The organism is Albimonas pacifica (genome assembly GCF_900113695.1).
In the GTDB taxonomy this organism is placed as follows: Bacteria; Pseudomonadota; Alphaproteobacteria; order Rhodobacterales; family Rhodobacteraceae; genus Albimonas; species Albimonas pacifica.
Genome location: NZ_FOQH01000007.1, coordinates 357,048 through 381,497, shown reverse-complemented (window position 1 = coordinate 381,497; position 24,450 = coordinate 357,048). Strand labels below are relative to the sequence as shown.

General features: G+C 73.5%; 22 protein-coding genes, 1 tRNA gene and 1 pseudogene. 8 read left to right on the top strand and 16 right to left on the bottom strand.

What is annotated here, in order from left to right; all coding sequences use genetic code 11:
- Window positions 1–5 precede the first annotated feature (5 nt).
- The 3 genes from preA to BM064_RS17075 form a co-directional block, all read right to left on the bottom strand.
- Window positions 6–1,307 (bottom strand): NAD-dependent dihydropyrimidine dehydrogenase subunit PreA, encoded by a 1,302-nt coding sequence (preA, locus tag BM064_RS17085; RefSeq protein WP_092861492.1) that lies wholly within the window; start codon window positions 1,305–1,307, stop codon window positions 6–8.
- 24 nt (window positions 1,308–1,331) lie between these two features.
- On the bottom strand, window positions 1,332–2,660 hold the full coding sequence (locus BM064_RS17080) for an NAD(P)-dependent oxidoreductase (RefSeq protein ID WP_092861490.1): 1,329 nt from the start codon (window positions 2,658–2,660) through the stop codon (window positions 1,332–1,334).
- Between the two features lie 204 nt (window positions 2,661–2,864).
- Complete coding sequence (locus BM064_RS17075; RefSeq protein WP_092861488.1) at window positions 2,865–3,449, bottom strand: PEP-CTERM sorting domain-containing protein; 585 nt, start codon at window positions 3,447–3,449, stop codon at window positions 2,865–2,867.
- Window positions 3,450–3,617: 168 nt separating this feature from the next.
- On the opposite strand from BM064_RS17075, the gene BM064_RS17070 reads away from it, so the two are divergent.
- Complete coding sequence (locus tag BM064_RS17070) at window positions 3,618–4,166, top strand: MmcB family DNA repair protein (RefSeq protein WP_092861486.1); 549 nt, start codon at window positions 3,618–3,620, stop codon at window positions 4,164–4,166.
- 201 nt (window positions 4,167–4,367) lie between these two features.
- Here the strand turns inward: BM064_RS17070 and BM064_RS28440 are convergent.
- A pseudogene (locus BM064_RS28440) lies at window positions 4,368–4,577 on the bottom strand (DUF6324 family protein); the annotation flags it as partial.
- 133 nt (window positions 4,578–4,710) lie between these two features.
- Here BM064_RS28440 and BM064_RS17060 point away from each other — a divergent pair.
- Window positions 4,711–4,787, top strand: a tRNA-His gene (locus BM064_RS17060).
- Between the two features lie 169 nt (window positions 4,788–4,956).
- On the opposite strand, the gene BM064_RS17055 is transcribed toward BM064_RS17060, so the two are convergent.
- From BM064_RS17055 to BM064_RS17035, 5 genes are all read right to left on the bottom strand, one after another.
- Complete coding sequence (locus tag BM064_RS17055) at window positions 4,957–5,862, bottom strand: ABC transporter permease (RefSeq protein WP_092861482.1); 906 nt, start codon at window positions 5,860–5,862, stop codon at window positions 4,957–4,959.
- 8 nt (window positions 5,863–5,870) lie between these two features.
- Window positions 5,871–6,806, bottom strand: a complete 936-nt coding sequence (locus tag BM064_RS17050) for an ABC transporter permease (RefSeq protein ID WP_092861480.1) — start codon at window positions 6,804–6,806, stop codon at window positions 5,871–5,873.
- Window positions 6,806–7,858, bottom strand: coding sequence for an ABC transporter ATP-binding protein (locus tag BM064_RS17045; protein ID WP_092861478.1), 1,053 nt, complete (start codon window positions 7,856–7,858; stop codon window positions 6,806–6,808). Before BM064_RS17045 ends, BM064_RS17050 begins: the two co-directional genes overlap by 1 nt.
- Window positions 7,855–8,952: an ABC transporter ATP-binding protein gene (locus BM064_RS17040; protein WP_092861476.1), complete on the bottom strand. Its 1,098-nt coding sequence runs from the start codon at window positions 8,950–8,952 to the stop codon at window positions 7,855–7,857. The genes BM064_RS17045 and BM064_RS17040 overlap by 4 nt, the downstream gene beginning before the upstream one ends.
- Before the next feature lie 87 nt (window positions 8,953–9,039).
- Window positions 9,040–10,689, bottom strand: a complete 1,650-nt coding sequence (locus tag BM064_RS17035) for an ABC transporter substrate-binding protein (protein ID WP_092861474.1) — start codon at window positions 10,687–10,689, stop codon at window positions 9,040–9,042.
- A 341-nt stretch (window positions 10,690–11,030) separates the two neighbouring features.
- Here BM064_RS17035 and BM064_RS17030 point away from each other — a divergent pair, with 341 nt between their 5' ends.
- The gene (locus BM064_RS17030; RefSeq protein WP_092861472.1) at window positions 11,031–11,852 is read left to right on the top strand and encodes a sugar phosphate isomerase/epimerase family protein; all 822 of its coding nucleotides are present in this window, start codon (window positions 11,031–11,033) and stop codon (window positions 11,850–11,852) included.
- A 58-nt stretch (window positions 11,853–11,910) separates the two neighbouring features.
- Here BM064_RS17030 and BM064_RS17025 read toward each other — a convergent pair whose 3' ends face one another.
- The 6 genes from BM064_RS17025 to BM064_RS17000 form a co-directional block, all read right to left on the bottom strand.
- On the bottom strand, window positions 11,911–12,774 hold the full coding sequence (locus BM064_RS17025) for a metallophosphoesterase (RefSeq protein WP_092861470.1): 864 nt from the start codon (window positions 12,772–12,774) through the stop codon (window positions 11,911–11,913).
- Window positions 12,775–12,800: 26 nt separating this feature from the next.
- Window positions 12,801–13,607, bottom strand: coding sequence for a carbohydrate ABC transporter permease (locus BM064_RS17020; protein WP_092861468.1), 807 nt, complete (start codon window positions 13,605–13,607; stop codon window positions 12,801–12,803).
- Window positions 13,607–14,497, bottom strand: a complete 891-nt coding sequence (locus BM064_RS17015; protein ID WP_092861466.1) for a carbohydrate ABC transporter permease — start codon at window positions 14,495–14,497, stop codon at window positions 13,607–13,609. Before BM064_RS17015 ends, BM064_RS17020 begins: the two co-directional genes overlap by 1 nt.
- 149 nt (window positions 14,498–14,646) lie before the next feature.
- Entirely contained in the window at window positions 14,647–15,900 is a 1,254-nt protein-coding gene (locus BM064_RS17010) for an ABC transporter substrate-binding protein (protein ID WP_092861464.1), read from the bottom strand.
- 18 nt (window positions 15,901–15,918) lie between these two features.
- The gene (locus BM064_RS17005; protein WP_092861462.1) at window positions 15,919–17,010 is read right to left on the bottom strand and encodes an ABC transporter ATP-binding protein; all 1,092 of its coding nucleotides are present in this window, start codon (window positions 17,008–17,010) and stop codon (window positions 15,919–15,921) included.
- Window positions 17,007–17,861, bottom strand: a complete 855-nt coding sequence (locus BM064_RS17000) for a DeoR/GlpR family DNA-binding transcription regulator (RefSeq protein ID WP_092861460.1) — start codon at window positions 17,859–17,861, stop codon at window positions 17,007–17,009. The genes BM064_RS17005 and BM064_RS17000 overlap by 4 nt, the downstream gene beginning before the upstream one ends.
- 176 nt (window positions 17,862–18,037) lie before the next feature.
- On the opposite strand from BM064_RS17000, the gene BM064_RS16995 reads away from it, so the two are divergent.
- The 5 genes from BM064_RS16995 to BM064_RS16975 all read left to right on the top strand — a co-directional run bounded on the left by BM064_RS16995 (window position 18,038) and on the right by BM064_RS16975 (window position 23,147).
- Entirely contained in the window at window positions 18,038–19,528 is a 1,491-nt protein-coding gene (locus BM064_RS16995) for an ABC transporter substrate-binding protein (RefSeq protein WP_092861458.1), read from the top strand.
- 103 nt (window positions 19,529–19,631) lie between these two features.
- The gene (locus BM064_RS16990; RefSeq protein ID WP_092861456.1) at window positions 19,632–20,579 is read left to right on the top strand and encodes an ABC transporter permease; all 948 of its coding nucleotides are present in this window, start codon (window positions 19,632–19,634) and stop codon (window positions 20,577–20,579) included.
- Window positions 20,576–21,394, top strand: coding sequence for an ABC transporter permease (locus tag BM064_RS16985; protein WP_092861454.1), 819 nt, complete (start codon window positions 20,576–20,578; stop codon window positions 21,392–21,394). The genes BM064_RS16990 and BM064_RS16985 overlap by 4 nt, the downstream gene beginning before the upstream one ends.
- A gap of 2 nt (window positions 21,395–21,396) precedes the next feature.
- Window positions 21,397–22,359 carry an ABC transporter ATP-binding protein gene (locus BM064_RS16980; protein ID WP_092861452.1) on the top strand — a complete coding sequence of 321 codons (963 nt, stop codon included), beginning with the start codon at window positions 21,397–21,399 and terminating at the stop codon, window positions 22,357–22,359.
- Window positions 22,356–23,147, top strand: coding sequence for an ATP-binding cassette domain-containing protein (locus BM064_RS16975; RefSeq protein ID WP_092861450.1), 792 nt, complete (start codon window positions 22,356–22,358; stop codon window positions 23,145–23,147). Before BM064_RS16980 ends, BM064_RS16975 begins: the two co-directional genes overlap by 4 nt.
- A gap of 19 nt (window positions 23,148–23,166) precedes the next feature.
- Here the strand turns inward: BM064_RS16975 and BM064_RS16970 are convergent, their stop codons facing one another.
- On the bottom strand, window positions 23,167–24,444 hold the full coding sequence (locus BM064_RS16970) for an MSMEG_0569 family flavin-dependent oxidoreductase (protein ID WP_092861448.1): 1,278 nt from the start codon (window positions 24,442–24,444) through the stop codon (window positions 23,167–23,169).
- Window positions 24,445–24,450: the final 6 nt, after the last annotated feature.

Here is a 24,450-nt window from a genome sequence, read left to right as displayed (position 1 = left end):
CCCCCTCACTCCGCCGCCACCCGCGCCGGATTGTTCGGGTGGGTCGTCCAGTTGGCATACCCGTCCTCGACCACCTTGCCCGTGCGCGGGTCCACCGTGCCCGGGGCCAGACGCTCCATGGTGATGCAGTTCTCGACCGGGCAGACGTCGACGCAGAGGTTGCAGGCGACGCACTCGTCGTCCTTCACCTCGAAGACCCGGCCCGGCTTCATCGCGATCGCCTGGTGGGAGGTGTCCTCGCAGGCCGCGTAGCAGCGGCCGCACTTGATGCAGGCCTCCTGGTCGATGCGCGCCTTGGTCACGTAGTTCAGGTTCAGGTGCTGCCAGTCGGTCACGTTGGGAACCGCGCGGCCCTGGAAGGCCGAGGTCGAGGGGTGGCCGGCCTCGGACATCCAGCGCTCGAGGCCGGTGGCCATCTCCCCCACCACCCGGAACCCGTAGGTCATCGCGGCGGTGCAGACCTGCACGTTGCCGCAGCCCAGCGCGATGAACTCGGCCGCGTCGCGCCAGGTGGTCACGCCCCCGATGCCGGAGATCGGGATGCCGCGGCACTCGGGGTCGCGGGCGATCTCGGCCACCATGTTCAGCGCGATGGGCTTCACCGCCGGGCCGCAGTAGCCGCCGTGGGAGCCCTTGCCGTCGATCGAGGGCTCGGGCGAGAAGGTGTCGAGGTTCACGGACGTGATCGAGCTGACCGTGTTGATCAGCGAGACCGCGTCGGCCCCCCCCTTCACCGCGGCGCGGGCGGGGCCGCGGATGTCGGTGATGTTGGGGGTCAGCTTCACGATCACCGGCATGCGGGTGGTCTGCTTGCACCAGCGGGTGATCTGTTCGATCAGGTCGGGGGCCTGGCCGACGGCGGAGCCCATGCCCCGCTCGGACATGCCGTGGGGGCAGCCGCAGTTGAGCTCGATGCCGTCGGCGCCGGTGGCCTCGACGAGCGGCAGGATCTCCTTCCAGGCGGCTTCCTCGCAGGGGACCATCAGGGAGACGACGACGGCGCGGTCGGGGTAGTCGCGTTTGACCGCCGTGATCTCGTCGAGGTTCACCTGCAGGGGGCGGTCGGTGATCAGCTCGATGTTGTTGAGGCCCAGGACGCGGCGGTCGGGGCCGTGCAGGACGCCGTACCGCGGCCCGTTGACGTTCACCACGTGGGGGTCGAGGCCCAGCGTCTTCCAGACCACGCCGCCCCAGCCGGCCTCGAAGGCGCGGCGAACGTTGTATTCCTTGTCCGTCGGCGGCGCGGAGGCGAGCCAGAACGGGTTGGGCGACCTGATGCCCACGAAGGTGTTGGAGAGGTCGGCCATGGTCTGTCTCCGTGTTCGGGGGGATCAGGCGCCGAGCGCGCGGTGGATGCTTTCGGCGGCGTCGCGGCCCTGGGCGACGGCGGTGACCGTCAGGTCCTCGCCGCCCGAGGCGCAGTCGCCCCCCGCCCAGACGCCGGGGCGGGAGGTGCGGCCCTCGGCGTCGGTGCGGATCTTGCCGCCCTCGATCTCGAGGCCCGCGGGCGCGACGAGGGTCTGGCCGATGGCCTTCATCACCTGGTCGGCGGGGAGGGCGAAGGTCTCGCCCGTGCCGGTCAGGCCGTCGGGGCCGGTCTCGGTGTATTCGAACTCGATGGATTGCGCGCGGCCCTCGCCCAGGACGCGCACGGGCCGGGCGTTGCAGAGCACCCGGGCGCCGGAGGCGGCGGCGAGGTCGACCTCGAAGTCGGAGGCGGCCATGGCGGCGCGGTCGCGGCGGTAGACGAGGGTCACCTGCTCGGCGCCCAGCTTCGCGGACTGGATGGCGGCGTCGGTGGCGGTCATGCCGCCGCCGATGACGACCACGTTGCGGCCCACGGGAACCTCGGCCCAGTCGGAGGCCTGGCGGAGGCCGGCGATCCAGTCGACGGCGTTCTGCACGCCGGAGAGGTCCTCGCCCTCGGCGCGCAGGGCGTTCACGGCGGCGAGGCCGATGCCCAGGAACACCGCGTCGTAGTCGGCGGCCAGCGCGTCGAGCGTCAGGTCCTCGCCCAGCCGCCCCTCGACGATCTCGATGCCGCCGATGCGGAGCAGCCAGTCCACCTCGGCCTGGGCGAAGCCGCCTGCGGCCTTGTAGGCGGCGATGCCGTATTCGTTCAGGCCGCCTGGCCGGGGGCGGGCCTCGTGGATCGTCACGGCGTGGCCGTGCAGGGCCAGACGGTGCGCGCAGGCGAGGCCGGCGGGGCCGGCGCCGACGACCGCCACCCGCTTGCCGGTCTCCGGCGCGCGGGAGAACGGGTGGCCGTTCTCGGCCATCAGCGCGTCGGTGGCGTAGCGCTGCAGGCGGCCGATCTCGACCGGGTCGCCCTCGGCGGTCATCCGCACGCAGGCTTCCTCGCACAGCGTCTCGGTCGGGCAGACGCGGGCGCACATGCCGCCCAGGATGTTCTGCTCGAAGATGGTCTTCGCCGCCGACTTGGGATCCCCGCCCTGGATCTGGCGGATGAACATCGGGATGTCGATCTCGGTGGGGCAGGCGATCGTGCAGGGCGCGTCGTGGCAGAAATAGCAGCGATCGGCGGCGACCAGCGCCTCGTGGTCGCCCAGGCGGGGGTGGAGGTCGGCGAAGTTCGCCGCCAGCGCGTCGCCCGGAAGGCGGGCGGGGGCGATTCCAGGGGCGCGGCGCGCGGACGTCATGGCTGGCGATCTCCCGAAGGCATGGGCTGGGGGTCGTGGGCTGGCCGGTCGGGAACCAGCCTGCGGTCGGTTGGAAAATTTATCAACTGGTAAATTGAACGTGGCGTCATTCCGCGTGCGGAAACCGCGGCGCGGCGGCCGGAAACGACGACGCCCGGCCGCCTTTCGGCGGCCGGGCGCGGTCTTCGCGGCGGGGGCGGCGGATCAGCCGGCGCGGCGGCGCGAGGCCCAGGCCAGCGCGCCCAGCCCCGCCACGGCCAGCGGCAGCGTGGCGGGCAGGGGCACGGCGGCGCCGACGGCGGTGAGCTGGATCGAGCCCGCGGCCGCGACGGAGGAGCCGTAGCCCACCAGCAGGTCGTTCACCCCGTCCGAGACCAGGATGTTGAACAGGGTCGAGCCGCAGCCCGACTCGGCGCAGCCGAAGAAGTTGCTCCCCGAGATCATCGCCGGCGCGGGGAAGTCGAACAGCGTCGCCGTGGCGCCCGAGGCGGCCACCTGCCCGCCGAAGGTCAGGCTGTCGCCGGCGTCGATGATGAACGGGGTGATCTCGACGCCGCTGAACGACAGCAGCATGTCGACCACGTCGGACTGGTTGAAGGTCTCTCCCGCGGCGACGTCGAGCTCGATCCAGCCGGAGCCGGTCAGCGTCGGGTCCTGGGTGCTGACCACGCCGAGGGCGTCGGCCGCGCCGGACCATTCGAAGTTGAACACGATGGTCGCCTGGGCGGCGACCGGGGACAGGGCCAGCCCGGCCGCAAGGGCGAGCGGGGCGAGAACGCTGGGCTTCATGAGGGGCGGCTCCTCAGGTTACGCGCATGGGACCGCGGCCGCGGGGGCGCGGCCGAATCGCCGGACATTAACACGGCCGGAACAACATATTCATCGGTTTATCTTCCTGCCGGGCCGGTTGACCTGCGCGGGCGACTCGGGAGCATAGGGCGAACAGAGGAGCGTCCGATGTCCCAGCCCCCCGCCCCCAAGCCGTCCGCGCCCGGGACCCTCGGGCCGCCGGATGCGGCGCCCGGCCCCTCCGGGTCCGCGGCCGACGGGCCGCAGGCGCCCGCGCCGCAGCCCGGCGTGCTGCTCGCCCGCGGGGTCTGCCGGCTGCTGATCGACCTCGGCTTCGCGCCGGTGGCGGAGTTCGTGCCCGCCCGCGGCCTGCGCGCCGACGTCTTCGCGGTGGGGCCGAAGGGCGAGATCTGGATCGTGGAGTGCAAGTCGGGCCTGCCGGACTTCCGCTCCGACCGCAAATGGCCGGGCTACCTCGCGTGGTGCGACCGCTTCTTCTTCGCGGTGGACGAGGCCTTCCCGGAGGGCGTGCTCCCGCCCGAGCAGGGTCTGATCCGCGCCGACGCCTTCGGGGCCGAGATCCTGCGCGACCCGGCAGAGCCCAGCCCGCTCGCGCCCGCGCGGCGCAAGGCGCTGACGCTGAAGGCGGCGCGGGTGGCCTCGGTGCGCCTGCGCATGGCGCTGGACCCGGGCCTGCCGGCGCTGTCGGAGATCTGAGCCGAGCGCGGACGCAGCCCCGGGGCGCGGCCCGGCGCGCCCTGGCGCGAGACGCCGGGGGCCCTGGCGCTCCCGCGCCGAATCAGGCGGCGCGGGTCAGCGGCCGCGGTCGGGGCGCCCGCCGCCGCCCGGGCCGCGCCCGGGGCCGCGGCCGGGCTTGGCGCCCGGGCCCCGGCCGGGGCCCTTGGGCTGGCCGCCGGCCTTGGGCCGCCCGGCCCCGCCGCGCTTCGAGGCGCCGCGGGCGCGCTCGGCGGCGCCCATCAGCTCCTCGGCGATCTCCTCGGCTTCCTCGGGATGGAAATCCAGGGGAAGCGAGAATCCCTCGCCCTCGACATAGATGCGGACCATGCCCTCGCTGGTGGGGCCGATCTGCAGGCTCGCCGCGACGTCGCTTTCGGAATCGATGCCCATGTGGCCGGTCCTCGTCGGTTGCTCGAGCGGCTGCTACTGCCGTGGGACGCGCGACGCAAGGGCGCGTGCATGCGCGGGCGAGGCGCGGACCCCTTGCAATGCGGCTCATCCGGCGCTATCGACCGCCCCGCGTGCCGACGTAGCTCAGTTGGTTAGAGCACCAGATTGTGGATCTGGGGGTCCCCCGTTCGAGCCGGGGCGTCGGTACCACTCCTCCCTGCACGCAGATCGGCCGCCCGGCGCGGCCTTCCCCCCCGGGATGCGGACGCGTCCGCCCGGCGGAATCGCGTCGCCGCGCCCGGCGCGCAGGCGCCGGGCGCGGCGTGCAGGCCCTGCCGGCGGGCGGAACCGCGAGGGGCCGGCGGCCCCCCGCTTCCGCTCACGACAGGGTCGGGTCGAGGATGTCGCGCAGCCAGTCGCCGATCAGCGAGATGCACAGCGTGGTCAGCACGATCGCGGCCGAGGGCGCCAGCATGATCCAGGGCGCCGACTGGATGTAGTCGCGCCCGTAGCCCACCATCGCGCCCAGCGAGGTCTCGGGCGGCTGCACGCCCAGGCCCAGGAACGACAGGCCCGATTCCAGCAGGATCACCTCCGGGAAGTTCAGCGTCATCGAGACCAGCAGCGTCGAGGCGATGTTGGGCAGGATGTGCCGCCCGTAGACCCGCCAGGGCGAGGCCCCCAGGTCCCTTGCGGCCGAGGCGTAGCCCTGCTCCTGCGCGGCGATGGCGAGGCCGCGGGCGATGCGGGCGATCCGCTCCCACCCGTAGAAGCCCATCAGCAGGGTGAACAGCGTCAGCGAGTTGCCCAGGAAGGCCAGCACCGCCAGCGCGATGATCATGAAGGGCATCGCCGCCTGGGCGTCGACCAGCATCAGGATCGCCTGCTCGGCCTTGCCGCGGAAATAGGCCGCGAGAAAGCCCAGCGACACGCCCAGCACCGCCGAGACCAGGGTCGCGAGGAAGGCGATGGTCAGCGAGATCCGGATCGAGGCGATCAGGCGAGAAAGCACGTCGCGCCCCAGCTCGTCCGTGCCCAGCGGATGCGCCCAGTCCCCGCCCATGCCCACGGGCGGCGCCAGGCGGGCGCGCAGGTCCATGGCCATGTAGTCGGCGGGCGCCACGAGGTCGCCGAACGCCGCCAGCAGCAGCATCGCGGCGATCCAGGCCAGCGCCAGCAGGATCAGGGGCGGCCAGGCCTCGAAGAAGGCGCGGACGCGGGACTTCGGGGTGAAGACCGAAGCGGAGACGGGGGCGGACGCGGGAGCGGAGGAGGTCTCGGTCATAGGGGGCCTCACTTGGCGGGGGCGGCGCGGCCGGCGCGCAGGCGGGGGTCGATCCAGCCGTAGGCGAGGTCGACGGCGAGGTTGGCCAGAACCATGGTGAAGCCGATCAGCAGCAGGATCGTCTGCACCACCGCCAGGTCCCGGTTCGCCACCGCCGACACCAGCAGCCGGCCGACCCCGGGCCAGGAGAAGATGCTCTCGACCACCACCGCGCCCGCGACGAGCGAGCCGACCATGAAGCCGATGATGGTCAGCGTCGGGATCGCGGCGTTGGGCAGGGCGTGGCCCAGGATCACCCGCCGCCAGGGCACGCCCTTGGCCGAGGCGGTTCGGATATAGGGCTGGCCCAGCACCTCGAGCATGGCGGAGCGGGTGAAGCGGGCGATGATCGCCGCCCCGATCAGGCCCATGGTCACGACGGGCAGGATCGCATGTTCCCAGCTCTCGGCCCCGCCCGCGGGCAGCCAGCGCAGCTTGACGGCGAAGATCAGCGACAGGGTCAGGCCCATCACGAAGCTCGGCACCGTGAAGCCCATCACCGAGACCGCCATGATCGCCCGGTCGATCCAGGAGTTGCGGTTCAGCGCCGCCGCCACCCCCGCGCCGAGCCCCAGCGCCAGGTTGAAGGCCAGCGCCGGCAGGGTCAGGGCGAGGGTCAGGGGAATGCGCTCGCCCACCACCTCGATGGCGTCGCGCCCGTCGCGCATCGAGCGGCCGAGGTCCCCCTCGGCCACCGCGCCGAAATAGGCGAGGTATTGGACGAGGATCGGCTCGTCGAGGCCCCAGTTGCGCCGGAACGCCTCGTAGGCGGCGGGGGGCGCGTCGGGGCCCAGGATGATGATCGCGGGATCGCCGGTCAGGCGCAGGATCACGAAGGCGGCGGTGACGATCAGCAACAGCGTGATCGCCGCCCGGCCGATGCGGGAGAGGGCGTAGGAAACCATCAGGCGGCGGCTCCGGAGACGGCGGCGGAGGGGAGGGGCGCGGGCGCGAAGCCGCCGCCCGCGGCCTGCGCCAGGTGGCAGGCGACGGCGCGGCGGCCCTCGCGCAGGAGGGGCGGACGCTCGGTCCTGCAGCGGGCGACGGCGACGGGGCAGCGCGGGTGGAAGGAACAGCCCGCGGGCGCCTCGACCGGGTTCGGGGGATCGCCGCGCAGCACGATCCGCGCCCGCCTGCGCCCCGCGTGGGGCGAGGGCGCGGCCGAGACCAGCGCCTGCGTGTAGGGATGCAGGGGCCGGTGGAGCACCTCCTCGGGGGAGCCTTCCTCGACGATCCGGCCGAGATACATCACCGCCACCCGGTCGGCCATCTGGCGGACGACCTTGAGGTCGTGGCTGATGAACAGCGCCGCGAAGCCGGTCCGCGCGCGCAGATCCTCGAGCAGGTTGAGCACCTGCGCCTGCACCGAGACGTCCAGCGCCGAGACCGGCTCGTCGCAGACCAAGAGCTCGGGGTCGAGCGCCAGCGCCCGCGCGATCACCACCCGCTGGCGCTGCCCGCCCGAGAGCTCGTGCGGATAGCGCGCGGCCTGGTCGGGGCGCAGGCCCACGGCGCGCATCAGCTCGGCCGCGCGCGCGCCGCGGTCGGCGCGGGAGAGGTCGGGGCGGTGGATCTGCAGCGGCTCGGCGATCTGGGCCGCGATGGGCAGGCGCCGGTCGAGCGCGCCCAGCGGGTCCTGGTAGATCATCTGCATCCGCCGGCGCAGGCGCCGCCAGTCGCCGCCGTGATCGACGGGCACCGGGGCGCCGTCGAAGCGCACCTCGCCGGCCGAGGGGGCGACATGGCCCAGCACCAGCTTGGCGGTGGTGGACTTGCCGCAGCCGCTTTCGCCGACAAGGCCCAGGATCTCCCCGCGGGCGAGGTCGAAGTCGATCCCGTCCACCGCCTTCAGGGTGGCGCGGCGGCCCATCAGCCCGCCGGGCAGGCGCACGCCGTAGTGGCGGGCGAGGCCGCGGGCGGTCAGCAGAGGCTCGGAAGAAGCGAGGTCGGGGCTCATGCGCGCTGCTCCTGGCGCTGGAGGACGGGGGCGGGCTCGGGCGGGCGCACCAGCGCCTCCAGACGGGCGCAGGCGGCGCGTCGGGCGGGGGCCCCGGGGACGGGCCGCAGGGGCGGGGGCGCGGTCTCGCACACGCCGTCCACATGCGGGCAGCGCGCGGCGAAGGCGCAGCCGGGCGGCAGGGCGTGCGGCGGGGGGACCGAGCCGGGGATCGTCTCCAGCCGGCGCTTGGGCCCCTCGATGTCGGGCAGGGCGGCGAGGAGCCCGCGGGCGTAGGGATGGGCCGGGGCGGCGAAGAGGCGCCCGGCCGGCGCCTCCTCGATCACGCGGCCCGAGTACATCACCGCCACGCGGTCGGCCATGTCGGCGATCACGCCCAGGTCGTGGGAGATCAGGGCCAGCGCCATGCCGCTCTCGGCCTGGAGGTCGCGCAGCAGGTCGAGGATCTGGGCCTGGATGGTGGCGTCGAGCGCGGTGGTCGGCTCGTCGGCGATCAGCAGGTCCGGCTCCCCGGCCAGCGCCATCGCGATCATCACCCGCTGGTTCATGCCGCCCGAGAGCTCGTGGGGATATTCGTCCAGCCGCTGGGCGGCGTTGGCGATGCCCACGCGGTCGAGCAGCCGGCGCGCCTCGTCGCGCGCCGCCCGCCCGCGCAGGCCGCGGTGGAGGGCGAGGGACTCGCCGATCTGGCGCCCGATCCGCTGCACCGGGTTCAGGGCCGAGGCGGGGTCCTGGAAGATCAGCGCGATGCGCCCGCCCCGCAGCCGGTCGAGGCCGCGCGGGCGCATCCCGATCAGCTCCTGCCCGTCGAAGACGGCCGAGCCGCCGACCCGCGCCCCCGGCCCCAGCAGGCCCAGCGCGGCGAGCCAGGTGATCGACTTGCCGCAACCGCTCTCGCCGACGACGCCCAGGGTCTCGCCCCGCGCGATCGTGAGGTCCACGCCATGCAGGGCGCGCACGTAGCGCTCGCCGATGTCGAAATCCACGGTCAGCCCGCGCAGCGTCGCGAGCGGCGCGGCGGAGGGCGCGGGTCCGGCGGCGGGGGACGCGCCGTGCAGGTCGCGCGGCGACGCGGGAAGGGGGGCGGTCGGCATGGGGCGGCCTCGCGGGGGGGACAGGGGAGGGGGGGAACGAGACCGGGGCGCCGCTGGGCGGCGCCCCGGTCAGGATCGCAGGTCCGGTCAGTTTCCGGGCTGGATCGCGAAGTTCTCGGCCCGGAAGTCCATCGACTGCAGGCCCGACCACCGCCAGTCGATGTCGGCGCGCTTGCCGTAGAAGATCACGTTCTGGTGGAGGACGGTGTAGCCGGGGTCCTCGCGCTCGATGATCTCCAGCATCCGCTGGAAGGCGGCCTTGCGGGCGGCGTGATCCATGGATTTTTCCAGGATCTCGCAGTTGGCGTTGAACTCCTCGTTCTCCCACTCGCCCGACTGCTGCTGGCCGCCGTTGGGGCAGTGCTGGTTGACGATCGAGGCCACCGGATCCGGGAAGGGGGCGGAGTTGGACCAGTCGCGGATCGCGCGGTTGCCGGTCGGATCCATGATCTGCTGCCAGTTCTCCTTCATCTGGAAGTCGATGTTCAGGCCGATCTGGCGGAAGGCTTCGGCGTTGATCTGCGCGGTCGAGACCTGGTTGGTGTAGTAGTTGTTGAGCACCCGCATCACGATCGGCTCGCCGTCGTAGCCGGCCTCGTCGAGAAGCGCTTTGGCCTTGGCGAGGTCGTATTCGGGGACCTCCCAGCCCTCGACGAACATGTCGCCGTAGTATTCCCACTGCAGGCCGGCGGGCACCCGGGTGCGGCCGCCCCACAGCGCGTCGACGATCAGCTCGCGGTCGATGGCGTGGGTGATCGCCTGGCGCACGCGGGGGTCGCGCATCGCGCCGTTGTGCTTGTCGAAGACCATCAGGCGGTGGTTGGTGATCGGGCCGCCGACGACCTCGACGCCCGGCGCGTCCTCGATGATCTGGATCTGGTCCGGGGGCACGTCGGTGATGAAGTCGTAGTCGCCCGACAGCAGGCCGTTCACGCGGCTGGCGACCTCGGGGACCACCACGAAGCGCAGGGTCTTGATCGGCGGCTTGCCGCCCCAGTAGGCGTCGAAGGCCTCCAGCTCGAGGATGTTGTCGTCCTCGAAGCGGGTCACCCGGTAGGGGCCGGTCCCCACGGGCGCCTGGGCGTGGGCGAGCCAGCTCTCGGCCTCGCGGTAGCCCTGCTCCGAGTAGATCTCCGAGCCCATGCGCGAGATGCGCCCGATCAGGGTCGGGTCGGGCTGGGTGGTGACGAAGCGGACGGTCATCTCGTCCACCTTCTCCACCCGGTCGAGCAGCGGCCAGGAGCGGTGGTAGATCGCGGCGACCTCCGGCGGCGGCGCCTTGCCGGTGGAGCCGTCGGCGGCGGTGAAGTGGGTCTCCCCGGCCTCGACGGCCGCGACCTGCTCGGGCAGCAGGCCGAAGCGCTCGGGCGAGAAGGTGAAGACCACGTCGTCGGCGTCGAGCGTGTCGCCGTTGTGGAAGGTCACGCCCTCGCGCAGCTTGAGCTCGACGGTCAGGTCGTCGACCTGGGTCCACTCGGTCGCCAGCATCGGCTTGCGGGGCAGGTCTTCTTCCTGCCGCTCGTAGTCGATCAGCCCCTCGAAGATCGAGTGGAACACGCGCGCGCCGACGTTGGAGCGCTCGCGCATCACGTCGAGCGCGCCGGAGGTGACGATGTCCTGCACGGCGACGGTGATCACCGGGCGGGGGTCCTCGGTCTGGGCCGCGGCGGGCAGCGCCGCGGCGAGGCTCAGCGCGGCGAGCGCGCCGGCGGCCGGAAAGCGGAGATGGGCGGTCATGGGTTCCTCGTGACGGGCCTTGAAGCGGGGCGCGAAGACGGGCGGCGCGGGCCCGGGACGACCGCGCGCCGAAGCGGAAACGGCGCGCGGACGAGGGGCGTCCCCGCCCTTCGCTGCGTCGCACCATCGAAGCTGCCCGCGTTCCGCGATGATCGCGTGATGGCGGCGCGACGTTTGCGCGTCGGCTTCGCGACAGGGCCGTGACGCAGCGGCGACGGTCGTGCGGCTGTCGCGCCATCGTGCGCGAAGCGACATGCGACTGACGCGAAGGCGTCATCGCCCGGGCGTATCCGGCCCCGTCCGGCGTGCTGCGCACGCGAAATCACTCCATGGAGAGTCTCATGTCCCGGGACCTGCCCGTCATCGGCGCCTGCCTGCCTGTCGAGAGCCTCGCGACCTATCGCGACTGGCTGCTGGAGGCCGACCGCGACCTCGAACTGCAGAGCTTCCACCTCGCCGAGGTGCTGGAGGGCGACTGGCGCCCGCTCGTCGAGGAGGCGCGGCGCCTGCTCGACGGCCACAAGGGCCGGCTGGGCATCCACGGGCCCTTCTGGGGCTTCACCGTCGCCTCGATGGACCCCGAGATCCGCCGCGTGGTCGAGAAGCGGATGATGCAGGGCCTCGACGTCTGCCGGGCGCTGGGCGCGGACCAGATGGTGATCCACTCGCCCTACACGACCTGGGACCACAACAACCTCGACATGCTGCCCGAGGCGCGGGCCAAGGTGTTCGAGTTCACGCACGACACGCTCGACCGCGTGGTGGCGCGGGCCGAGGACCAGGGCGTGACGCTGGTGATGGAGAACATCCAGGACAAGGACCCGGCCGAGCGGCGGCGGCTGGTGGACAGCTTCGGCTCCGAGCGCCTGAAGCTCTCGGTCGACACCGGCCACGCCCACTACGCCCACCGCTCCACCGGCGCGCCGCCGGTCGACTACTACATCACCGACGCCGGCGCGCAGCTCGAGCATGTGCACCTGCAGGACGCCGACGGCTTCGCCGACCGCCACTGGGGCCTGGGCGAGGGCACGATCCTGTGGCCGTCGGTGTTCCGCGCCGTCGCCGCGCTCTCCCACAAGCCGCGGCTGGTGCTGGAGCTGCGCGACAAGGCCCGCATCCCGCCCTCGATGGCGTTCCTCGAGGCCGCGGGCCTCGGCCGCTGAGACCCCCTGCCCAACGCCGGAAGGCCCGCCCGCGCGGCGGGCCTTCTGCGTTGGGGACCTACTCGGCGGGGTCGACGATGTAGGCGGCGAGCCGGTCGAGGCCGATCTCGCGCACCACCTCGCGGGTCTGGGGGTGGGCGACGAAGGTGACGCCGAGGCCGGAGGGGCGGGACTCGCAGATCGCGAAGCCGGTGGCGTCGACCATGCGCAGCATCCCGTCGGCCGAGCCCACCGGGTCGCCGGCGGCATGGTGGCCGGCGCCGATCACCACCGGGACCCCGTGCCAGACATGCACCCGGTCGAGGTGGATGTGCCCCGACAGGATCGCCAGCACGTTGCGCCCCGCGATCGCCTCGCGCAGCGCCTCGGTCGCCTCGCGGGTCAGCGACTTCCAGGTGAAGCGGGCCGAGTTGCGGTCGATCATCGGCGGATGGTGGATCACCAGCAGCTTGGGCGCCTCCGGATGCGCGGCGAGGCGGGCCTTCAGCCAGTCCACCTGCCCGTCCTCCCAGTCGCCCTGGATGCCGCCCTCGACGGCGCTGTCGAGCACGATGACGTGGATCCCCGCGACCAGCAGGTCGTGGTCGCAGGGCTTCGACGGGTCGGGATGCAGGTGCGGAAACACCTCCGCGAACCCCTCGCGCCGGTCGTGGTTGCCGAGCGCGAGGATCACGGGGACGTCGGGGCCCTCCTCCGCCAGCATCGTCGCGAGGCGGCGGTAGGCGTCGGGGTGGCCGTGGTGGGTCAGGTCGCCCGAGGCGACCACGAAGGCCGGCGGCGGCGACATGCGCGCGATGGCGGCGAGCGTCCGGCGCAGGGTCGCGGCGGTGTCGTTGACCTCGAACTCGTCCTCGGCCCCGGGGGCTGCGAGGTGCAGGTCGGTCATGTGGACGAAGGTCACATCCGGATTGGGGGCGGGCATTGAAGCTCCTTGGCGGGGGCGCGCGGCTACTTGATGCCGGCGCGCAGGAAGGCCTGGACGAACTGGCGCTGGAAGACGAGGAATGCGACCAGGAGCGGCGCGATCGCCATGCCGGTGGCCGCCGAGATCACCGCGATGTCGACCCCGTTCTCGGGCGCCCCGAAGATCGACAGCCCCACCGTCAGCGGCCGGGTGGAGTCGGAGTTGGTCGCGATCAGCGGCCACAGGAAGTTGTTCCAGTGGGTCGAGACCGAGACCAGCGCATAGGCGAGATACGTCGGCCGCGCCGCCGGCACGTAGACCCGCCACAGCGTCCCGAGCAGCGAGCACCCCTCGATCCGCGCGGCCTCGTCGAGCTCCTTCGGGACCGACTTGAAGGCCTGGCGCATCAGGAAGATCCCGAAGGCCGAGGCCATGTAGGGCGCCCCGATCCCCAGGATCGTGTCCAGCAGGCCGAGCGCGGAGGCGACGCGGTAGTTCTCGACGATCAGCACCTCGGGCAGGATGAAGAGCTGCAGCAGCACCAGCGCGAAGATCGTGTCCTTGCCGCGGAACGCCACCTGCGCGAAGGCGAAGCCCGCCAGCGTGCAGAGCACGAACTGCCCGATCAGCACGGTCGTCACCAGCAGGAAGGTGTTGAGGAAATACCGCGGCCAGGGCGCGCCCGCCCAGGCGGTGCGGAAGTTGTCCAGCGTCCAGGGCGCCGAGAGGTCGAAGCCCACCGCGGCCGACGGGTCGTGGAACGCCGCCCAGCCGGCGAACAGCAGCGGCGAGATCCACAGCCCCGCCAGCGCCAGCGCCAGCAGCGGCTCGATCCGGGCGAGCGCGCCCATCAGTAGTGGATCCGCCGGTCGGCCACGCGGAACTGGAAGGCCGCAAGCCCCCCCAGCGCGGCCAGCACCAGCACCGTGGCGGCGGCCGCGGCGGGGGCGTCGAAGAAGGCGAAGGCGTTCTCCCAGATGTAGTAGAGCATCAGCTTCGAGGCGTCCGACGGCCCGCCCTTGGTCAGGATGAACAGGTGGTCGATCAGCTTGACCGAGTTGATCGTCGCGTTGACCGCGATGAACAGCGTCGTCGGCGCCAGCAGAGGAAGGACCACCCGGCGCGTATAGGCGAGCCGCGAGGCGCCCTCGATCGAGGCGGCCTCCTCGAGGTCGGGCGGGATCGTCTGCAGGGCGGCGAGGTAGAAGATCATGAAGAAGCCCGCCTCCTTCCAGATCGTCACCGCGCAGATCGCCCACAGCGCCGTCTCCGGCTGGCCCAGCCAGTTGACCGACGCGAAGCCCAGGCCCGTGACCAACTGGTCCAGCACCCCGAAGCCGGGGGTGTAGAAGAACAGCCACAGGTTCGCCGCGGCGATCATCGGCAGCATCGTGGGCGTGAAATAGGCGGTGCGCAGGAAGCCCCGCGCCGGCATCCGCGCGTTCGCCCACAGCGCCATGGTCAGCGCCAGCGCCATCGAGACCGGGATGGTCACGGCGGCGTAGAGCAGGTTGTTCCAGGCCACGGTCCAGAAGGCCGGGTCGTCGAACAGGCGCTGGTAGGTCTCCAGCCCCACGAACTCCGACGGCCGCCGCCGCGTCCCGCGGGAGAACAGCGAGGTCCACACCGTCATCGCCGAAGGGGCGAAGGCGAAGGTCGCGAGCAGGATCAGCGCCGGGCTCAGCAGCAGCCAGCCGTGCACCGCGCGGCGGCGGCGCATCATCTCGGCGGGATCGGACATCGGCGGCGCTCCGGGCGCGGAAGACGGGAACGGGGCGCCGGCGGACCGGCGCCCCACGTGGGCAGGGCGCGGGGCGTACGCCCCGCAGGGCAGGGCGCGGGGCGTACGCCCCGCAGGGGCGGGGGCAGGGCGCGCGTGCGCCCCGGCGCTCAGCGGTAGGGGGCGAGCAGGCGCTCGGCCGCCGCCTGGGCCTCGGCCAGCGCCTCTTCGGGCGACTTCGCGCCGGTCAGGGCGGACTGGATGGCGTTGTTCAGCCCCTCGCGCACCCGGGCCGTCTCGAAGGTCGAGAACTCGGCCACCGCATGCTCGAGCTGGTCGCGCGCGACCAGGGCTGCAGGGAACTCGGCGGCGTAGGCCTGCAGCGCCTCGGTCTCGTAGGCGGCGGGGGAGACGCCCATGTAGCCCGTCTCGATCGACCACTGGGCGGCCTGCTCGGGGGCGGTCATGAAGCGGATCAGCTTCAGCGCCGCCTGGCGCTGGGCGGGGTCGGCGTCCTTGAACACGTAGAAGTTGCCGCCGCCCGTCGGCGAGCCCCGGCGCGCGTTGGCCGGCAGCATCGCCACGCCGAAGTCGAAGTCCGCCCCGTTGCGCACCGCCGTCAGGTTGCCGGTCGAGTGCCACATCATCGCGGTCCGCCCCTCGAGGAAGGCCTGGCGCAGGGTGCCCCACTCGATCGCGCCCTCGGGCATCACCCCGTGCTCGACCGAGAGCGAGCGCCAGAAGGCCAGCGCGTCCACCACCTCGGGGTCGTCGAAGTAGGTGGTCGCGCCGTCCTCGGACATCAGCGCCTCGCCGTTCTGGATCGCGAGCGCCTGGAACATCCAGTAGGGATAGCCGGTCGAGGGGATCATCAGCCCGGCGCGGTCCGCGGTGGTCAGGGCCTTGCCCATCTCCACCAGCTCGTCCCAGGTGGCGGGGGCGCGCTCGGGGTCGAGGCCCGCCTCGCGGAACATGTCCTTGTTGTAGTAGGCCACGATGGTCGAGCGCTGGAAGGGCACGCCCCAGGTCCGGCCCTCGATCTTCCCGTTCGCCATCAGCGCGGGATAGAAGCCGGCGAGCCAGGCGCGATCCTCGTCGCTCTCCACGATCTCGTCGAAGGGCGCGATCAGGTCCTGCTCGATCAGGTCGTAGGCGTCGATCGAGAACATCACCGCGAGCTGCGCGGGATCGCCCGAATTCAGGGCGGCCAGCGCCTTGATGCGGGTGTCGTCGTAGTTGCCGGCGTAGATCGCCTCGACGTCCACGTCGGGGTTCTGCGCCTCGAAGGCCTCGATCATGCCGTCGACCACCTGGGTCAGCGGCCCGCCCACGGCGATCGGGTAGTACATCGTCAGCCTTGTCTCGGCGGCGGCCGGCAGGGCCAGCGCCGCGACGAGGGCGGCGGCGGAAACGGTGCGAAACATGGGGTTCTCCGTGCTGCGTCAGGGGGAAGGGCCGGGGCGGCGCGCGAGGTCGGGGGCGGAGCCGGGCCCCGTCCGGCCCCCGCCGTCAGGGCCGGCCCCGCCCAGCGCGCGCCCGGAGCGCGCGTCGAAGCGGAGCCGGTGTTCAGGGGGCGCCACCAGGCCCAGCGTCTCCCCCGGCGCATGGGCGACGCGGCCGGGAAGCGAGACCACCAGGCCGCGCGCCGCCGGGTGCCCGATCGCCAGCAGGGTGCGGGAGCCGAGGTATTCGACCCCGACGATCCGCCCCGCGAGGTCGCCCGCGCCCGCGGGCGCTGCGGCCAGATGCTCGGGCCGCACGCCGACCGTGACGCCGGGCTCGCCCAGCGCCGCGCCGTCGATCATCGCCATCGGCGGGTCGCCCACGAACTCCGCCGCGAAGGCGGTGGCCGGGCGCTCGTAGAGCGCGACGGGGGAGCCCGCCTGCTCGACCCGGCCCGCGCGCATCAGCACCACCTGGTCGGAGAGGCTCATCGCCTCGGTCTGGTCGTGGGTGACGTAGATCACCGTCAGCCCCAGGCGCCGCTGCAGCGCGCGGATGTCCCGGCGCACCGACTGGCGAAGCTTGGCGTCGAGGTTCGAGAGCGGCTCGTCCATCAGGCACAACCGGTGGCCCGAGACCACCGCGCGGGCCAGCGCCACCCTCTGCCGCTGCCCGCCCGAGAGCGCGGCCGGCCTGCGCCCGCCCAGCCCCTCGAGCCCCAGCATGGCGACGGCCTCGGCGTATCGGGCCTCCCGCTCCGCCGCGGCGGAGCGGCGCACGCGCAGACCGAAGAGGATGTTCTCCCGCACGCTCAGGTGGGGGAAGAGGGCGTAGGACTGGAACACCATCGCCAGCCCCCGCGCCGAGGCGGGCTCGTGGGTCACGTCGCGCCCGGCGATGCGCACCGTCCCGGCCTGCGGCCGCTCCAGCCCCGAGATCAGCCGCAGCAGGGTGGACTTGCCGCAGCCCGAGGGCCCGAGGATCGAGGTGAAAGTCCCCGCCGGGACGCGGAGGGAGACGTCCTCGACCCCGCCGCGACCGTCCCAGCGCCGGGTGACGCCGGAGAGGGAGACGTAGTCCGCGACGCTCATGCGCAGGCCCCCGTCCGGGCGGTCATGCGGGCGGGCGCCTCGGCCCCCGTCGCGGCCGAGCGGTCGCGCGGCGCTCCGTCCTGCAGGCGGGCCTCGATCTCCGCGGCGACCAGCAGGCGGTCGCCCAGCGGGGCGAGCAGGCCCGCGTGCTCCGGCCCGGGGCGGGCGTCGATCACCACGTGATCCGCCTCCTCCAGCCGTCCGCCGACGGCGGCGGCGCGGCGGCCGAACTTGGAGCGGTCGGCGACCAGGATCGTGCGGCGGCTGTTCGCGCGCATCGCCTGACGGGCGGCGACCTCGTCGGCGTGGAAGTCGAGCAGGCTGCCGTCGGCGTCCACGCCCCCCACCCCGTAGATCGCCAGATCGGCGCGGTAGCCCGCGATCAGCTCCAGCGCCGCGGGGCCCAGCAGGTCGCGGTCGGGCAGGCGCAGCTCGCCGCCCGGCAGGATGATGCGGTGGCTGGGGTTGGCGGCCAGCGCCAGGGCGGCGTTGAGGTTGTTGGTCACCGCCACCAGCCCCTCGCGCCCGGCCAGCGCCTCGGCCACCATCGCCGGCGTGGTGCCCACCGACAGGAACACCGTGGCGCCGTCGGGCACCAGCCTCGCCGCCGCCGCCGCGATCGCCCGCTTCGGCCCCAGGTTCAGGGCCGAGCGCGCCTCGTAGGGCAGGTTGGCCCCGCCCTCGATGTATTCCGCCCCGCCGTGCAGGCGGCGCAGCTTCGCCGCCTCGCACAGCGCCGCGAGGTCGCGCCGGATGGTGTGCGCCGAGACGCCCAGCGCCTCCGCCAGCCCCTCGACGGTGACCCGTCCGTGCCGCTGCGCCGCGGCCAGTATGCGCGTTCGTCTGTCCATTCGAGCGGAGCATCTGCGCGAACGAGCACAGTCCCGCGACGCTTTCGCGACGGTTCGACGACGCCGCCGCCGCGCCGCGCCGCCTCCCGCCACGGCGCCGGGCAAAGTTCATCGCACCGTCGCCGGACCGTCATCCGTCGCTGCTAGCGCCGGGGCGAACCACAGGAGCCCCTCCCATGACCCCTTCCGCGCTTCTCGCGGCGACCGCCTCGGCGCTCGCCCTCGCTCTCGCCTTCGCCGCCCCCGCCTCGGCCGCCGGGACGGCGCGCATCGGCCTCCAGCAGGAGCCGACGGTGCTCGACCCCACCGCCGACGCCACCGCCTCGATCGACGGCATGCTGGCGCAGAACGTGTTCGAGAGCCTGACCACCGTGAACGAGGCCGGCGAGGTGCTGCCCAATCTCGCCGAGCGCTGGGAGATCGCGGACGACGGGCTGACCTACACCTTCCACCTGGTCGAGGGCGCGTCCTTCCACGACGGGACCGCCTTCGACGCGCAGGACGTGAAGTTCAGCTTCGACCGGGCGATGGCCGAGGACTCGGTCAACCCCTCGAAGTCGATCTGGGCGCCCATCGCTTCGGTGGAGGTGCTGGACCCCGCGACCGTCCGCCTGACCCTGACCCGCAAGGACGCGTTCCTGCTGTTCAACCTCGCGCAGGGCGACGCCTCGATCCTCGCGCCCGAGAGCGCGGACCGCGCCAAGACCGAGCCGGTGGGCACCGGGCCGTTCCGCTTCGTCTCCTGGACCCGCGGCGACCGTCTGGTGCTGGCGAAGAACGCCGACTGGCGCGATGCGGAGGCGGTGAGCCTCGACCGCGTGGAGTTCCGCTTCATCGCCGATCCCGCCTCCGGCGCCGCGGCGCTGATGGCCGACGAGCTCGACGCCTTCCCCGGCTTCGGCGCGCCCGAGATGCTGCCCCAGTTCGAGGCGGATCCCCGCTTCGCCGTCACGGTGGGCTCGACCGAGGGCGAGGTGATCCTGGCGATGAACAACGCCAGGGCCCCCTTCGACGACCCCCGCGTGCGCCAGGCGGTGAACCACGCCATCGACCGCGACGCGATCATCGACGGCGCCATGTACGGCCGCGCCGCGCCCATCGGCAGCTTCTATCCCCCGCACGGACCGGCCTACCTCGACCTGACCGGGACCTGGCCGCATGACGTCGAGAAGGCGCGCGCCCTGTTCGAGGCGGCCGGCGTCGCGGGCCGGGAGATGACGCTGCGCGTGCCGCCCTTCGCCTACGCCACCCGCTCGGCCGAGATCATCCAGGCGCAGCTCGCCGCCGCCGGGGTGGACGCGAAGGTCGAGACGGTCGAGTGGGGCTTCTGGATCGGCGAGGTCTACAAGAACCGCAACTACGACATGACGATCATCGCCCACACCTCGCCCAACGACATGGGCAACTTCGCCCGCGGCAAGGACTATTTCTACGGCTACCAGGACGACGCCTACGATGCGCTGTGGGCCGCCATCGAGACCGAGGCCGACGCGCAGGCCCGCGCCGAGCTGCAGCGCGAGGCGCAGCGCTTCCTGGCCGAGGCCGCCGTCCACGCCTTCCTGTTCCAGCTCCCCAAGCTGAGCGTGGTCAAGGCGGGGCTCGAGGGCTTCTGGGCCTCCTCGCCGGTGATCTTCCAGCCGCTCGCCGGGGTGCGCTGGGCCGACTGAGCCCCGCCGCCGCCGCTTCCCTGCGCGGCCGGGCCCGGCGCCCGGCCGCGCGCGCCTCGTCCCGCCCCCCCCGCGGCGGGCGGCCCGACCGCATCCGGACCCCATGCTCCTGTTCCTCCTGCGCCGCACCGTCGGCTTCCTCGCCACGTTGCTGGCGATCTCGGTCATCGTCTTCGCGGTGATGAACCTGCTGCCGGGCGACCCGGCGCTGACCGTGCTGGGCATCGACTCGACCGAGGACGCCCGCGCCGCGCTGCGCGCGCAGATGGGCCTCGACCGGCCGGCGGCGGAGCGGTTCCTCGCCTGGATCGGCGGGGCGCTGGTCGGCGATTTCGGAACCTCGTGGTCCTTCGGCGTGCCGGTGGCGGGGCTGATCGCCGAGCGGCTGCCCCTGACCCTGTCGCTGGCGGCCTCGGGCATGGTCGTGACCCTGGTCGTGGCGCTGGCGCTGGGCATGGCCGCGGCGGCCAACCACCGCCGGCCGGGGGACTGGGCGATGATGCTGCTCAGCCAGCTCGGCATCGCGGTGCCGGCCTTCTGGCTGGCGATCCTGCTGGTGCTGCTGTTCGCCGTCACCCTGCGCTGGCTGCCGCCCGGAGGCTTCCCCGGTTGGGGAGAGCCGGCCGCGGCCGCCAGCTCCCTGATCCTGCCCACGATCTCGCTGGCGCTGGTGCAGTCGGCGGTGCTGGCGCGGGTCACGCGCTCGGCCGCGCTGGAGGCGATGCGCCTCGACTTCGTGCGCACGGCGCGGGCGACGGGGCTCTCGCCCGCGCGGATCCTGTGGCGCCACGTGCTGCCCAACGCGCTGGCCCCCATCGTCACCATCGTGGGGATGCAGTTCGCCGGCGTGGTCACCGGCGCCATCGTGATCGAGAACGTGTTCTACCTGCCGGGCCTGGGGCGGCTGATCTTCCAGTCCATCGCCAACCGCGACCTGATCACCGTGCAGGCGCTGGTGCTGATGTTCGCGGCCATCGTGGTCGCCGCGAACTTCCTCGTCGACGTGGCCTACGTGCTGATCGACCCCCGGCTGAAGGCCCGCGCGACATGAGCCGCCCGCCCGCCAACCTGCTTCTCGGCGGCGCGCTGGTCGCGCTTGCGGCCCTCGCGGCGCTGGTCTCGCTGGTCTGGACGCCGTTCCCCCACGCGGCCCTCGACGTGGCGAACAAGTTCGCGCCGCCCTCGGCCGAGCACTGGCTGGGCACGGACCAGCTGGGGCGCGACCTCGTCTCCCAGCTCATGGTCGGGGCGGCGAATTCGCTCGCCGTGGCGCTGGCGGCGGTGGCGCTGGGGGGCGGGCTGGGCACGGCGCTGGGCCTCGCGGCGTCGGCCATGGGCGGCTGGGTCGAGGATCTCGCGATGCGGATCTGCGACCTGGGCTTCGCCTTTCCGGCGCTGCTCTTCGCGATCATGCTCGCCGCCGCCTTCGGCCCGTCGCTGGCCAACGCCGCGCTCGCCATCGCCTTCATCAACGTCCCCGTCTTCGCCCGCGTGGCCCGGGGCGCGGCCAACCAGGTCTGGGTGCGCGAGTTCGTGCTGGCCGGGCGCGCCGCCGGCCGCTCGCGCCTGGCGCTCACGCTCGACCACATCGTGCCCAACGTCGCCGCCGCGGTGATCGTGCAGGCGACGATCGAGTTCGCGGTGGCGATCCTGGCCGAGGCGGCGCTGAGCTACCTCGGGCTCGGCGCGCAGCCGCCCTCGCCGTCCTGGGGCCGGATGCTGGCCGAGGCGCAGACGCTGCTGTGGATCGAGCCGATGCTGGCGATCTGGCCCGGCCTCGCCATCGTGGTCACGGTGCTGGGCTTCGGCCTGATGGGCGACGGGCTGCGCGATCTCGCCGATCCGCGCCTCGTGCGGGAGCGCTGAGGATGCTGCAAGCGACGTCCCTGAGCGTCCGCCTCCCCGCCGGCGAGGCGCTGCGCGGGGTGGACCTGAGCCTCGCCCCCGGCGAGCGGGTGGGCGTGGTCGGCGAATCCGGCTCCGGCAAGTCGATGCTGGGGCTTGCGCTGATGGGCATGACGCCGGCGTCGGCTAGGCTCTCGGGCCGCCTCACGCTCGACGGCCGCGACATGACCCGGGCGCGGGAGCGTGACTGGCGGGCCCTGCGCGCGCGCCGCATCGCGATGATCTTCCAGGAGCCGATGGCCGCCCTGAACCCGCTGCGCCGGGTCGGGACCACGGTGATGGAGCCGCTGCGCGTGCGCCTGGGCCTGACGCGGGCCGAGGCCGGGGCCCGCGCGCTGGCGCTCTTCAATGAGGTGGGCCTGCCCGACCCCGCCGACCGCCTGCGCCAGTATCCGCACGAGCTTTCGGGCGGCCAGCGCCAGCGGGCGCTCATCGCGCTGGCGCTGGCCTGCGACCCCGCGATCCTGGTGGCGGACGAGCCGACCACCGCGCTCGACGCCGAGGTGGCGGCGCGGATCGTCGACCTGCTGGTCCGCCTGTCGCGGGACCGGGGCATGGCGCTGGTGTTCATCTCCCACGACCTCGCGGCCGTGGCCCGGGCGACGGAGCGGCTGGTGGTCCTCTACGGCGGCGACGTGGTCGAGCGGGGGGAGGTGGGGGCGGTGCTCGCCGATCCCCGCCATCCCTACACCCGCGGCCTGATCGCGGCCCGGCCCCGGCCGGCGCCGCGTGCGCCGGGGGCGCCGCGGCCGCGGCTGGCGGCGATCCCCGGCAGCGTGCCGCCGCTCGCGGACCTGCCCGCCGGCTGCCGCTTCGCCGGCCGCTGCCCGGTCGAGCGGCCGGAGTGCGCCGCCCGCCGCCCCGCGCCGCGGCCCACGCCCCACGGCCTCGCCGCCTGCCACCTGCTGGAGGAGGGCGCGCCATGAGCGCCGACAGGTCCGCCCCGCTGCTCGAGGCGCAGGGCCTGCGCCGCGTCTACCGCCTGCCGCGCCGCGCGCTGTTCGCGGCCGCCCCGCGCCACGTGGCGCTGGCCGGCGCCGACTTCGCCCTGCACCCCGGCGAGACGCTGGGGGTGGTGGGCGAGTCCGGCTCGGGCAAATCCACCCTCGCCCGCCTGTGCATGGGGTTCGAGCGTCCCGACGCCGGCGTCGTGCGCCTGTTCGGCCAGGACCTCTCGCGCCTGTCGCGGGGCGCGCTCGCCGCCCTGCGGCCGCGCTTCCAGATGGTGTTCCAGGACCCCTGGGGGTCCCTCGACCCGCGCCGCCGCGTCGGCTGGTCGGTGGCCGAGCCGCTGCTCGCCCAGGGCGTGGATCGCGCCGGGCGCCGCCGCCGCGTGGACGAGGCGCTGCGCCAGGTGGGCCTCGCCCCCGCCGACGCCGCGCGCTGGCCGCACGAGTTCTCGGGCGGCCAGCGCCAGCGCCTCGCCATCGCCCGCGCCATCGTCACCCGCCCCGCGCTGCTGGTGGCGGACGAGCCGGTCTCGGCCCTCGACGTCTCGGTGCAGGCGCAGGTGCTGAACCTGCTGATGGACCTGCAGGAGGAGCTGGGGCTGGCGATGCTGTTCATCTCCCACGACCTCGCGGTGGTGGGGGCGGTGTGCGACCGGCTGCTGGTCATGCGCCGCGGCGAGGTGGTCGAGAGCGGCCCGGCCGCCCGCGTCCTCTCCGCCCCCGAGACCCCCTACGCCGCCGCGCTGCTGCGCGCCGCGCTCTGAGCCGGGCGCGGGGGGGCCGTCACGGGACGAGCGCCGGCGCCCCCGCCATCTGCGCCGCGATCCGGCCGGCGAGCCAGCGGCTGTCCTCCTCGATGCCCAGGAACCGGCCCGAGCCCCAGGTGTTCAGCCAGCCGAGGCCCAGGAAGTGGAGGCCGCGCGCGGCCGTCTCGCCGCGGCGGTGCAGGGGCTTGCCGCGGGGATCGAAGACCTCGGCCTCGATCCAGGACCAGTCCGGGCGAAAGCCGATGGCCCAGAGGACGGAGGTGACGCCGGCCGCCTCGAGGTCGAGCTCCGTGCGCTCCGCCTCCGGCGCCCAGGCGGGCGCGTAGGGCGGCTCCTGCGGCGCCTCGATCCCCTCGCGGGCGATGTAGGCGTCGATGGCGGCGCGGATGCCGAGATAGGAGGCGTCGGCGTCGTCGAGGTTCTGGCCCAGATCCGGCAGGAAGGCGGCCCGCGTCCCCTCCATCCCCGCCAGCGAGCCGTAGAGCTCGACCCCGTGATCCAGATGCCAGCGGCGCAGGTCGATCTCCTTCCCGCCGTCGCGGCCGGACATGTAGTGGTTGGTCTGGGTCAGCGCCTTCGCCGGGTCGGGGTGGCGGTCGATGGTCATGGCGTAGTGGCCGGCGTCGAACAGCCAGTCGGTGGCGTCCCGCCCGCGATACTTCCGCGGGCTGCGGGGCGCGGGGCCGACGGCGAGATGCACCGGGCGGCCGGCACGCACGAAATCCTCCATCAGCTGCACGCCCGACTGGCCGGTGCCCACGATCAGCACGCCGCCCGGCGGGAACTGCGCCGGCCGGCGGTAGTCGACCGAGTGCATCTGGAAGATCGAGGGGGCGAGGGCCTGCGCATAGTCCGGCTCGATGGGCGTGTCGTAGCCCCCGGTGCAGATCGCGACCTGATCGCAGGTCCAGGTCCCGGCCGAGGTCTCGACCCGCCAGCCCTCGCCCTCCCGCGCCACGCCGGTCACGTCGACCCCTTCGCGCAGGTTCGGCGCCGTTCGCTCGGCGAAGGCGTCGAGATAGGCCACGATCTCGTCCCTGGGCATGAAGCCGTCGGGGTCGGTCCCGCCATGGTCGGCGTAGGAATAGCCCGGCAGGCGGCACTGCCAGTTCGGCGTCACCAGGCAGAAGCTGTCCCAGCGGTTCTCCCGCCAGGAGTGGAACCGGCGGCGGCGCTCGAAGACGATCGACTCGATCCCCGCCTCGCGCAGGCAGTGGGCGAGCGACAGGCCCGCCTGTCCGCCGCCGACGATGACGACGGGGACATGGGGCGTTCCGGGGGCGAGGTCTTTCATGGCTTC